General features: G+C 31.2%; 12 protein-coding genes. All 12 read left to right on the top strand.

The annotated features are described in order from the left end of the window. The first annotated feature begins 34 nt into the window (after positions 1-34). Positions 35-1,492 (top strand): IMP dehydrogenase, encoded by a 1,458-nt coding sequence (gene guaB, locus PZA12_RS01605; RefSeq protein ID WP_103698947.1) that lies wholly within the window; start codon positions 35-37, stop codon positions 1,490-1,492. A 187-nt stretch (positions 1,493-1,679) separates the two neighbouring features. Beyond that, the gene (gene guaA / locus PZA12_RS01610) at positions 1,680-3,212 is read left to right on the top strand and encodes a glutamine-hydrolyzing GMP synthase (protein WP_103698948.1); all 1,533 of its coding nucleotides are present in this window, start codon (positions 1,680-1,682) and stop codon (positions 3,210-3,212) included. A gap of 396 nt (positions 3,213-3,608) precedes the next feature. Next, on the top strand, positions 3,609-3,932 hold the full coding sequence (locus PZA12_RS01615) for a hypothetical protein (protein WP_017209830.1): 324 nt from the start codon (positions 3,609-3,611) through the stop codon (positions 3,930-3,932). Positions 3,933-4,374: 442 nt separating this feature from the next. Continuing rightward, positions 4,375-6,300, top strand: coding sequence for a BglG family transcription antiterminator (locus tag PZA12_RS01620; RefSeq protein WP_103698949.1), 1,926 nt, complete (start codon positions 4,375-4,377; stop codon positions 6,298-6,300). 14 nt (positions 6,301-6,314) lie between these two features. Next, positions 6,315-6,767, top strand: a complete 453-nt coding sequence (locus PZA12_RS01625) for a transcriptional regulator GutM (RefSeq protein WP_023976019.1) — start codon at positions 6,315-6,317, stop codon at positions 6,765-6,767. 15 nt (positions 6,768-6,782) lie between these two features. After that, on the top strand, positions 6,783-7,331 hold the full coding sequence (gene srlA / locus PZA12_RS01630) for a PTS glucitol/sorbitol transporter subunit IIC (RefSeq protein WP_017209833.1): 549 nt from the start codon (positions 6,783-6,785) through the stop codon (positions 7,329-7,331). 17 nt (positions 7,332-7,348) lie between these two features. Then, positions 7,349-8,359 carry a PTS glucitol/sorbitol transporter subunit IIB gene (srlE, locus tag PZA12_RS01635; protein ID WP_039771153.1) on the top strand — a complete coding sequence of 337 codons (1,011 nt, stop codon included), beginning with the start codon at positions 7,349-7,351 and terminating at the stop codon, positions 8,357-8,359. A 116-nt stretch (positions 8,360-8,475) separates the two neighbouring features. Next, the gene (locus PZA12_RS01640; protein WP_103698950.1) at positions 8,476-9,156 is read left to right on the top strand and encodes a fructose-6-phosphate aldolase; all 681 of its coding nucleotides are present in this window, start codon (positions 8,476-8,478) and stop codon (positions 9,154-9,156) included. A 64-nt stretch (positions 9,157-9,220) separates the two neighbouring features. Continuing rightward, positions 9,221-9,589, top strand: a complete 369-nt coding sequence (locus PZA12_RS01645) for a glucitol/sorbitol-specific PTS transporter subunit IIA (RefSeq protein WP_031276098.1) — start codon at positions 9,221-9,223, stop codon at positions 9,587-9,589. 81 nt (positions 9,590-9,670) lie between these two features. Further along, on the top strand, positions 9,671-10,486 hold the full coding sequence (locus PZA12_RS01650; RefSeq protein WP_011967689.1) for an SDR family oxidoreductase: 816 nt from the start codon (positions 9,671-9,673) through the stop codon (positions 10,484-10,486). Between the two features lie 413 nt (positions 10,487-10,899). Continuing rightward, entirely contained in the window at positions 10,900-12,249 is a 1,350-nt protein-coding gene (locus PZA12_RS01655; RefSeq protein ID WP_017209837.1) for a glucose-6-phosphate isomerase, read from the top strand. Positions 12,250-12,256: 7 nt separating this feature from the next. Next, positions 12,257-12,688, top strand: coding sequence for a YaiI/YqxD family protein (locus PZA12_RS01660; protein ID WP_103698951.1), 432 nt, complete (start codon positions 12,257-12,259; stop codon positions 12,686-12,688). The last annotated feature ends 104 nt before the right edge of the window (positions 12,689-12,792 follow it).

Here is a 12,792-nt window from a genome sequence, read left to right on the forward strand (position 1 = left end):
TGAAATAAATAATTCAAAAACAGGAGGAACTATAATGGGAAAAATAATTAAGACTGCATATACTTTTGATGATGTATTATTGGTACCTAATAAATCGGACATATTACCAAGAGAAGTGAGCACAAAAACAAAAATAACAAAGACTATAGAATTAAATATTCCTTTAATGAGTGCAGGAATGGATACTGTAACTGAGTCGAAGATGGCAATTGCTGTTGCAAGAGAAGGCGGAATCGGAATAATACATAAAAATATGACTATTGAAGAACAAGCAAAAGAAGTAGATAGAGTTAAGAGACAAGAAAATGGAGTAATTACAGATCCTATATTTTTATCTCAAGATCATCTTATTCAGGATGCAGAGAACTTAATGGCACAATATAGAATATCTGGAGTTCCAATAACAACTCAAGATGGAAAATTAATTGGGATAATTACAAACAGAGACATAATATTTGAAACAAATTACCAAAGAAGAATTTCAGAAGTGATGACAAAAGATAACTTAATAACTGCTTCAGAAAATACTACTGTAGAGGAAGCAAAAGAAATATTAAAAAAGCATAAAGTAGAAAAATTACCTTTAGTTGATAGTGAAGGTCACCTAAAGGGATTAATTACAATGAAGGATATTGAAAAAGTTAGAAAATTTCCAAATGCCGCAAAAGATAAAAAAGGTAGATTATTATGTGGTGCAGCAGTAGGTGTAACTGGAAACATGATGGAAAGAGTTGATGCACTAGTTAAAGCACAAGTTGATGTTATAACTCTTGATACAGCACATGGACATTCAAAAGGAGTTTTAGATGCTGTTTCACAAATAAAGAAAATATATCCTGATCTTCAAGTTATAGCTGGAAATGTTGCTACAGTGGAAGCAACAGAAGATCTAATAAAGGCTGGAGCGGATTGTGTTAAGGTTGGTATTGGACCGGGATCAATCTGTACTACAAGAGTAGTAGCTGGAGTTGGAGTCCCTCAATTAACTGCAGTTATGGATTGTGCAGAAGTAGGTAAGAAGTATGGAGTTCCTATAATTGCTGATGGTGGGCTTAAGTATTCAGGAGATATAGTAAAAGCACTAGCAGCAGGAGCTTCTGCAGCAATGATGGGATCATTATTTGCAGGATGTGAAGAAGCACCAGGGGAAATGGAAATATATCAAGGAAGAAGTTATAAAGTTTATAGAGGAATGGGATCTTTAGCTGCTATGGAATGTGGATCTAAAGATAGATATTTCCAAGAAGGAAATAAGAAATTAGTACCAGAAGGTGTTGAAGGTAGAGTAGCTTATAAAGGTTTTGTCTCAGATACTATATTCCAATTATTAGGTGGAATTAAGTCAGGAATGGGATATTTAGGAGCAAAGAATTTTGAAATTTTGTATGAAACAGCTAATTTTGTAGTTCAGACAGCTTCAGGTCAAAGAGAAAGCCACCCACATGATATTAACATTACTAAGGAAGCACCTAATTATAGTGTAGGACAATAGTAAAATGCACAGTTCACAATCATGAAATATACCACTTATGTGAACTGTGCATTATTTGATTAACTGATAATTATAGAGATTATTTAAATTAGTATTCATAATTTTCGGTGAAAATTGTCTCAATTTATTGATAAAAAGATTTATTTAGTTGATAATAGAATTTATAAGAAGAGTTTAGGAGGAGAACATGAAAAGAGATTTAGTTTTAGTTGTTGATTTTGGTGGACAATATAACCAACTAATAGCGAGAAGAGTAAGAGAATGTGGCGTTTATTGCGAGATTATTCCATATGACTATACTATAGAAAAGATAAAAGCTAAAAATCCCAAGGGTATAATATTCACAGGCGGACCTAATAGTGTTTATGGAGAAGATACTCCAACAGTAGAAAAAGAAGTATTTGAATTAGGCGTTCCAGTACTTGGAATATGCTATGGTGATCAATTAATGGCGCATTTATTAGGTGGAAAAGTTGCGACAGCACCAGTAAGAGAATATGGAAAAACAAATGTAAAATTAGATAAATCATCTAAATTATTTGAAGGAATCGAAACTTATGGTATAGCTTGGATGAGTCATACTGATTATATTGAAGAAGCTCCAAAAGGATTTAAGGTAATAGGAACTACAGAAGTTTGTCCTGTTGCAGCTATGGAAAATGAAGAAAAAAGGCTTTATGGAGTTCAATTCCATGCAGAAGTTGAACATACTCAATTTGGGCAAAAAATGTTAGAGAACTTTATACATAATATTTGTGGCTTAGAAAACAGCTGGTCTATGGGATCTTTTGCAGAAGAAAAAATAAAAGAAATAAAAGAATTAGTGGGGGATAAGAAAGTATTATGTGCTTTATCTGGTGGAGTTGACTCTTCAGTAGCAGCAATGATTGTACATAAGGCTATTGGTCACAACCTAACTTGTATATTTGTTGATCATGGTTTATTAAGAAAAGATGAAGGCGATACTGTTGAAAGAGTATTTAAGAAGGAATTTGATATGAACATTAAGAGAGTTAATGTTTCAGATAGATTCCTTGGAAAACTTGCAGGAGTATCAGATCCAGAAACTAAGAGAAAAATAATTGGTGAAGAATTTATAAGAGTTTTTGAAGAAGAAGCTAAAAAACTTGGTCAAATTGATTATCTTGTTCAAGGAACAATTTACCCAGATATCGTAGAAAGTGGAACTAAGACATCAGCAACTATAAAATCTCATCATAATGTTGGTGGACTTCCAGAAGATATGCAATTTGAGCTTATAGAACCATTAAGAGAATTATTTAAAGATGAAGTTAGAGCAGTAGGAGAAGAGCTTGGAATTCCTCACAAATTAGTTTGGAGGCAGCCTTTCCCAGGTCCTGGTCTTGCTATTAGAGTTTTAGGTGAAATTACAGAAGAAAAGCTTGAAATAGTTAGAGAAGCAGATGCAATATTCAGAGAAGAGATTGCAAATGCAAATCTTGATGAATCTATTTGGCAATACTTCGCATGCTTACCTAATATCCGTTCTGTTGGAGTTATGGGAGATGAAAGAACATATTCTCATACAATTGCTTTAAGAGCTGTTACATCAAGTGATGCAATGACATCTGAATGGGCGAGAATTCCATACGAAATTTTAGATTTAGTAAGCAGAAGAATTGTAAATGAAGTTAAGGGAGTAAACAGAATTGTTTACGATATAACTTCAAAACCACCAGCTACTATAGAATGGGAATAGGATTGAGTCTTATTAAATAAGGTGTATAGACACTCAAAGAAAATATAATAAAAAATTTAGTGGCTTAGATATTATCTAAAAAAGGTAACATCTAAGCTACTTTTTTTGTTGATTTTTTAGAGAGGTGATAAATGAGAAAAGGAGTAAAAAACGGTAGGAAAGAAATTTACAATGACAACACTACTAACGTTAGATTTTCTGAATAATATTTTTAAAGCAGTAAATACATATTTTCTCTAACTAATAGCAAATAAAATATAACAGCATAATATATTATTAGATAGGTATTAAATTTTATAGGCAGATCAATAATAATTTGATCCTAGTAATACTTTAACTAAGCGCTTTAGCAATGATTAAACGAAAATTAATGCTGATTACGAAGGAGAGGAAATAATGGAAAACAGAAATAATAGAAATTGCAGACGTTGTAATTGTGAAGAAGAACGTGGAGAGATGGATAGTAGAAATTGTAATCCTTGTGGTAATGGAACTCTTGGCGCTAACGTAAATAATGACTGTTTAGCTGATGCGTTGGAAGATGCATATAATGATGGCTATAAAGATGGATATCGTGATGGTTATGAGGATGGAAATACTGCAGGAGAAACTGCGGGAGAGACAGCTGGATACAAGCAAGGATATTGCGATGGGTATGAAAAAGCAAAACAAGAGGTCTTAGATTATATCAGAAGAAATAGATGTTGTAGATGCTGTTAAGCAGAACTAAATTATATAATAAGTAGTTATATAAAAAAAGGTGTTTATAAGTGATTGAAAAATCATTGTTAAACACCTTTTTTATTTAATATAAATATGGTTATAGTGATAATTTAAATAGTTCATATTAGATAAGAGTTAATTAAAAAGTTACTTTTAATACTAATTGAATACAATTGTGCAAACATTTTCTCTGTAGAGGAAAAAGACGGCATTAATCGTTATCATTATATAAAGTATAATTACATTAAAGAAAGGGGGTATCGAAAACGCTTGAAAAAATCAACCTTTGAATATAAGATAGTCATAAGATTATACTATGAGTATAATTTTTAAAGACTTCTAAAATCAAAGAACAACAAGTTAAAGTAAGATTAATAGTAATAATTTTATTTTAATTTAAATGAATTAATAAGTATTGATTCTTTTCAAGGAGGCAAAAATGAAGTATTTTTATACTGAAAACCGTTCGACAAGAATTCTAAAATTAATTGAACGAAGACATTCCATTTCTGTTGACGCCATTGCTGAAAAATTTGAGGTCAGTTCTAAAACAGTTAAAAATGATGTAAAAGAGCTAAATGGTTTATTAAAAGGATCTGCACTAATTGATAATAAGCAAGGAATATATAAAATTTATATTATCGATAATAATAAATTTGAGGAAATCAAGACTAATATATATAACCAAAAGGAATTTCTTAATTCACCTCAAAGAAGAATGGCATTTATTTTGTATAAGCTTATGAATAGTGAAGAGCCATATTTAACTGATGACCTGGCGTGTGAGATGAATGTCGGAAGAACGACAGTAATAAGTGATTTAAAGAAAATGAGGGAGATACTTAATAACTACGATTTAAAGATTATAGGCAAAACAAATAATGGATTAGCCTTAAAAGGTACAGAATTAAATATAAGGTTTCTTGTACTTGAGAACCTTTATGAAATGATTTATGGAGAATACGAATTAGATGAAGATGTTATTGATTTAGTAAAAGAGATAACAGACCAATATCAGTTCGATACAACGACATTTGAATCTTTCATACATTCTCTAGTTGTAACTTTAGATCGCCTTTTAAATGGACATACAATCAATACATTAAGCGAGAAATATGGTGAATTATTAAGAAGTTGGGAATTTACATTGGTAAATACTATATCAGATGCAGTTGAAAAAAGGCTTACTATAAGTATTCCAATTAAAGAAAGAATTTTCTTAGCATTGCCGATTATAGGAATGAATACTCCGACTAACATAGAAGGGATTTCACCACACGTTGAAATTACAGAAGAAGTATCAAATTTAGTAAATCATATATTAGAGCGCATTAAATACGATATGGGTTTAAACATTACGCTAGATGATATTTTGAAAGACTTTGTATACCATATGGCCTTCTTGGTAAATCGTTTAAAGTATGGGGTCCATATTCATAATCCTATAGTAGATGAGATTAGGAAAAAATATAAAGTAGCTTATAAAATGGCAGAGTTAGCGCGAGATGTCATTGAAAAAAGTCTTGATGTAAAAATGACGCAAGATGAAGTTGGATTTATAGCAGCATATTTTGGAGTTTTTATTTCAGAGCAGCAAATAGAAAAAAGTAAAATATATAAAGTTGCAGTTATATGCGGAACTGGAAGAGTTACAGCTAGGTTGGTTGCAAGTCAATTAAAAGGCATTTTTGATGCGAACACAGTTATAGATTTATATTCAGATAGCACAGTTACTAGCGAAATATTAGATAAGTATAATTTAGTTCTATCTACTGTCCAAGCTAACTTTAAGACAACAGCCACTGTAATATATTTAGAGAAAATATTTGATGAAGAAGCGCTGAAGAAAAGAATAAAAAGTATTAAGTATATAGATAAATTAGACATGCCATCCATGCAGGGAATGGATTCTATATTACTAAGTATTTTAGATGAAGATACCTTTTTTATCTTGGATAATCAATTGAGTTATTTAGAAAATGTTAATCATATGATTGATAATCTATACTCAAAAGGTTATGTAGATGATGGATTTAAGGAAAGAATAAGAAAAAGAGAAGAAAAGTCTACGATGATTTTTAATGAATCTATAGCATTTCCTCATACTATCAATTATGAGAATGATGAAATCGTAGTCAGTTTAGGAATAATTCCAGAAAAGGCTGGAGAAAACAATCAAAGAAAACTTGTATTTTTGGTAGGACTTCCAGAACAAACTAAGGATGATACACTCTTGGTTAAAATTTATGATGAAATTATAGCTATTGCTAATGATAAGAATACCATTGAGGCTCTTTCAAAGGTAAAAAGTTATAGAGAGCTAATTTTACATTTTACAAAAGAAAACGATATATTTGATTTATAAGTAGGAGGTTTATGATGAATTTTTGGTTTTTGATTATATGCTTTGGAATTGCATTTATACTCCAATATATACTAACATTTGCTCAAATGAAAAGTTTCACGGCTTACTATAGTAAATTGCGAAGAAGAGGAAGAGTTGCCATTGGTAAAGTAAAAGGTGGTTTCCGTGCTGGATGTATTGCAATGTTTGCTATCGATCAAAATGGAATTATACTTGAAGGGGGTTATATGCAAGGAATAACAGTACTTGCAAGGGTCAAGAAACTAAACGGATTTGAAGGAAAAGATGTTGGTATATTAACTCAAGCAGATTGTAAGAACTTAGCTAAACCATTAACCAAAGCAGTACTGGAAGCCTCTTCCAATTATAACGTTATTATGGGCGGTGGCGAAGTTGTAGAGCCGCAAAGTCCATTACAAAGATTAGGTAATATTTTTACAGCTAAAAAATTAAAAGCTCACAATTAGAAAGGAGATATTAATATGGACGCAATTGTTTATTTTGCAAAAGGATTTATGTATTTATTTGAAGTTGGTGGAAATACATTTGTTAGTTGGGTAACAGGAATTATCCCAAAGGTATTATTACTTTTAGTTTTTATGAATTCAATAATTGCTCTTATTGGACAAGATAAAGTTGACAGGTTTGCAAAGTTTGCATCTAAAAATGTTATATTAGCTTATGGAGTTTTGCCATTCTTATCAGCCTTTATGTTAGGTAATCCAATGGCATTATCAATGGGGAAATTTCTTCCTGAAAGAATGAAACCAAGTTACTATGCATCAGCATCGTATCATTGTCACACAAACAGCGGTATTTTTCCTCATATTAATGTAGGTGAAATATTCATTTACCTAGGTATTGCAAATGGTATTACAACTCTTGGCCTTGATCCAACAGCTTTAGGACTTCGTTATTTATTAGTAGGTTTAGTAATGAATTTCTTTGCAGGATGGGTAACTGATTTTACTACAAAGATTGTTATGAGACAACAAGGTATTGAATTAAGTAATCAACTTAAGGCAAATTAGTTTAGGAGGGTATTCATATGGAAAAATATAATGCAATTAAAATTGTAAAAGGAAGTGGAGGTTTTGGCGGTCCACTTACAGTAAAACCTGAAGAAGGAAAAGATACATTATTATATATTACAGGTGGTGGAGCTGAACCTGAAATTGTAGAAAAGATTGTTAGCTTAACAGGATGTAAAGCGGTAAATGGATTTAAAACATCTGTACCAGAGGAACAAATTTTCTTAGTTATTATTGATTGTGGTGGAACACTTCGCTGTGGAATATACCCACAAAAGAGAATTCCGACAATAAATGTTATGCCAGTAGGTAAAAGTGGGCCTTTAGCAAAATTCATTACAGAAGACATCTATGTATCTGCAGTTGGTTTAAATCAAATCTCTTTAGCAGATTCAGGTGCAGAACCTATAAAGAGCACAAAAGCGCCTGAGGAAGGAAAAAGAGAATTTAAATATAGTGCGGATAAGAAAGTATCACAAAGTTTGGCTGAAAACAGTAAATCTAGCATTGTCCAAAAAATTGGTATGGGGGCAGGTAAAGTTGTAAATACACTATACCAAGCAGGCCGTGATGCAGTTCAATCAATGATTACAACAATATTACCATTCATGGCATTTGTTGCGATGCTAATAGGAATTATACAAGGTTCGGGATTTGGTAATTGGTTCGCTAAAATATTAGTACCATTAGCAGGAAACGGAATTGGACTTATGATTCTTGGATTCATATGCTCTATTCCTCTATTATCAGCATTACTTGGACCAGGTGCAGTTATAGCACAAATCGTAGGTACTTTAATTGGTGTTGAAATAGGTAAAGGGACTATTCCTCCAAGCTTAGCATTACCAGCATTATTCGCTATTAATACACAATGTGCATGTGACTTTATTCCAGTAGGTTTAGGTCTAGCTGAAGCAGAACCAGAAACAGTAGAGGTTGGTGTTCCATCTGTATTGTATTCACGTTTCATGATTGGTGTACCTAGAGTAGCAGTTGCATGGGTTGCAAGTATAGGATTGTATCAATAAACTATAAAATTTATTTAATTGCGATTGAGTGGTTCTTATGAATTGCTCAATTGCACCAAGGAAAATACATTGCTGATTTAGATGCAAGGAGTGGAATAAAAGGAGGGTTATCCATAGTGAAATTAATTATTGATGATGTAAATATTGAAAAAATAAAAGATGTTTTCAGCATATTCCCAATTGATGGTGTAACTAGTAATCCGAGTATTTTGTATAAGTATGGAAAACAGCCGTATGAAATATTAAGAGAAATACGTGAATTTATTGGAGAAAACTCGGAATTACATGTACAGGTGATTTCTGAAAGTTCAGAAGGTATGCTTAAAGAAGCACATAAAATTATTAAAGAGCTAGGTAAAAATACTTATGTAAAGATACCTGTAACTAGAGAGGGGTTAAAGGTTATAAAAATTCTTAGAAAAGAAGAAATTAATGTTACTGCTACCGCTATATATACTCAAATGCAAGCATATCTAGCTGGAAAAGCAGGTGCTCAATATGCTGCTCCATATGTAAACCGAATTGATAATTTGGGAGCAAATGGTGTTCAAGTGGCAAAAGACATTCACGATATTTTTGAGAAAAACAATTTAAAAACAGAAGTATTAGCAGCTAGTTTTAAGAATTCACAACAAGTATTAGAATTATGCAAGTATGGAATTGGAGCGGCTACAATTTCACCTGATGTAATCGAAGGTTTAATTAAAAACGATTGCGTGGATGTAGCTATAGAGAACTTTAAAAAAGATTTTGAAATATTATGTGGTCAAGGTAATACCATGTTAAATTGCCGATAATCTAAGTAGCTTAGAATAAATAATAATTTTACAAAGAAATATATTTGAAGGGATGAAAGCATCTATGAGTAGTAAGATAATCTATGAAAATAAAGTAAAAGCCTTAGGAGATTTAGCAGAAACATTCTTAGAAGAAGGAATGATAATATTTTTTGGAGATAATGCACCAGATACACTAGCAGATTACTGTTACTCTATTAATATAAAGGAAGTTAAAGAAACAATTAAACCTGGACAAGTATTTATGATTGATGGAATGGCTTTTGAAATAACAGCTGTTGGAGATGTGGCTGAGAAGAATCTAGTGAGTTTAGGACATATAACTGTTGCGTTTAATGGTTCTAAAGTACCTACTTTATCAGGGACAATTTGTGTGGAGAAAAAAGAAATTCCTAAACTCAAAATAGGAAGTGAAATATTTATATTAGCATAATTATATCTAAAATTTATATGAAATCGAAATGATAATAAAATGGCATTAAATAATGAAGTTAAATAATCAGGAGGAATTTTTATGAAAAATACATGGCTTAATTTAGAAGGAAAAACAGCAATTGTAACAGGGGGAGCATCTGGTATTGGTAAGGCAGTTGCACAAGAGTTTTTAAATAATGGTGCAAATGTAGTTGTTTGTGATATGAATCCAAACAAACCTGAATTTGATGATCATAATGGACATATGGAATATATAGTTACTAATGTTGCAGATAGAGATAGCGTAGAAAAAATGATTGAGAAGGCTAAAGAGATTACTGGAACTATTGATATAATTGTAAATAATGCAGGTATTAATATTCCTAGATTACTAGTTGATAAAAAAGAACCAAAAGGAAAATTTGAGTTAGATGAAAATGTTTGGGATAAAGTTATGAATGTAAATGTAAAAGGTGTATTTCTATGTGCTCAAGTAGCTGCAAGAGAGATGGCAAGTCAAGGAAAAGGGGTTATTATAAATATGTCTTCTGAAAGCGGATTGGAAGGATCTGAGGGGCAAAGTGTTTATGCAGCAAGTAAGAATGCAGTAAATTCTTTGACTCGCTCATGGGCAAAGGAGCTGGGGAAATTAGGTATAAGAGTTATCGGAGTTGCGCCAGGGATTTTAGAAGCTACAGGACTCAGAACTTTAGAATATGAGACAGCGTTAGCTTATACTAGAGGAATTACTGTAGAAGAATTAAGAGCAGGATATAGTAAAACTTCAACAACTCCATTAGGAAGATCAGGAAAGCTTTCAGAAGTTGCAGATTTAGTTTGCTATTTAGCTAGTGATAGAGCAAGTTATATTCATGGAGTTACTTACAATATTGCTGGGGGAAAAACAAGAGGTTAAATAAAAACGATATTAGTACAGAATAAGTTTAATTATCTGGCCAATTAGCATAGAACAAAGTTAAAAAATTAACAAAGTTATCTAGATTTTAATAATTGAAAAATATATAATTTACATTTTATGAAGAGAAAACTTAGTTTTCTCTTTTAAAATTTTAAAAATGATTGATATTTAATAAACAATATGTTATGGCAAGCATTAAAAATAAGTTGATATCAATAAGGATAAGATGAATATTAATTCATACAATTAGAAAAAATAGAACCGAGTAAAGATTAAATAAGATTAATTTCAGGTTATTATTTGATATATTATTTGTAAAAAAGTTAAAAGCAAAGATGAGATATTGAGAATTTATGATATAATTGAATAATAAAATTATTTTTAGTTATATATGGAGGTAGGATAGAAGAATGAATAAAGGTATATCACTAGACTTATCAAAAGTTTCTCCTTATTTAGAAGAAGCAGAACTTGAAAATATGGAAAGCATGGTTAAAGCTGTTCATGAAGATTTACACAATAAAACAGGCGCAGGTAATGATTTTTTAGGTTGGGTAGACCTTCCTGTAAATTATGATAAAGAAGAATTTGCAAGAATTAAAAAGGCAGCAGAAAAGATTAAATCAGACTCTGATGTTTTAATAGTTATTGGAATAGGTGGATCATATCTTGGAGCTAGAGCAGCTATTGAAATGTTGACAAATAATTTCCATAATGTATTAGGAAGTGATAAGAGAAAAGTTCCACAAATATTTTTTGCTGGAAATAATATAAGTTCAACATATATGGCAGAACTTCTACAAGTAATTGAAGGAAAAGATGTAAGTTTAAATGTAATTTCAAAATCAGGTACAACTACAGAACCAGCAATTGCATTTAGAATTTTAAAATCATATTTAGAAAAGAAATATGGTGTAGAAGAAGCAAGAAAGAGAATATATGCAACAACTGATAAAGCTAGAGGTGCTTTAAAGACATTAGCTGATTCAGAAGGATATGAAACTTTTGTAGTTCCAGATGATGTTGGAGGAAGATTTACAGTATTAACAGCGGTTGGATTATTGCCTATAGCTGCGGCTGGAATCGATATTGATGAAATGATGAAAGGTGCTGCAGATGCAAGAACAGCTTATTCAGTACCATCAATTAAAGAAAATGACGCTTATAAATATGCAGCAGCTAGAAATGCTTTATATAATAAAGGAGCATCAATTGAAGTATTAGTAAATTACGAACCATCACTTCATTATTTCAACGAATGGTGGAAACAATTATACGGAGAATCAGAAGGTAAAGATCATAAAGGATTATTCCCAGCAGCAGTAGATTTTTCAACAGATCTTCACTCAATGGGTCAATATATCCAAGATGGAAGAAGAATAATGTTTGAAACAGTTGTAAATATTGAAAAACCAAAATATGAAATAAATATAGAAGAAGCTGATAATGACTTAGATGGATTAAATTTCTTAGCTGGAAAGACTATGGATTTCGTTAATAAGAAAGCATTTGAAGGAACACTATTAGCTCACAATGACGGTGGAGTTCCTAATATGGTATTAAGTGTACCAGAAATTTCAGCATATTATTTTGGATACATGGTTTATTTCTTTGAAAAGGCTTGTGGAATAAGTGGATATCTTTTAGCAATAAATCCATTTAATCAACCAGGTGTTGAAGCTTATAAAAAGAATATGTTTGCTTTACTAGGAAAGCCAGGATATGAAGATATGAAGGCTGAACTAGAAAAGAGACTTTAGTTTAATTATGAAGATTATTATTGATGGAGATGCCTGTCCAGGCATCTCCATTATTGAAAAAGTAGCAAAAGAACACAATATTTCAGTGATAATTTATTGTGATATTCATCATTTTATACAGAGCAATTATTCTGTAGTTAAAGTTGTTGACAGTGGATTTCAAAGTGTAGATATGTATGTAATGAATGAAACTAAAGAAGGTGACATAATTGTTTCTCAAGACTATGGTGTGGCTGCAATATGTCTATCTAAGAAAGCGAAAGTAATAAACCCTAAGGGATATATATATTATGAGAAAAATATAGATAGATTATTGGAAGAAAGACATATATCACAGAAAATAAGAAGAAGTGGAGGAAAGACCTCTAATCCCAAAAAAAGAACTGACGAAGATAATATTAGGCTGGAAAAAAACTTATTAAAACTTATAACTTGTTGACAATTTTAGAAGCTTAGATAAGAGCTTCTATTTTTATGCGATAAAAAATTGTAAACCTATATTTTGGATATGATTTTAATTATGATTGGAAGATTTTATTTAAA

Source organism: Clostridium beijerinckii (assembly GCF_036699995.1).
In the GTDB taxonomy this organism is placed as follows: Bacteria; Bacillota; Clostridia; order Clostridiales; family Clostridiaceae; genus Clostridium; species Clostridium helianthi.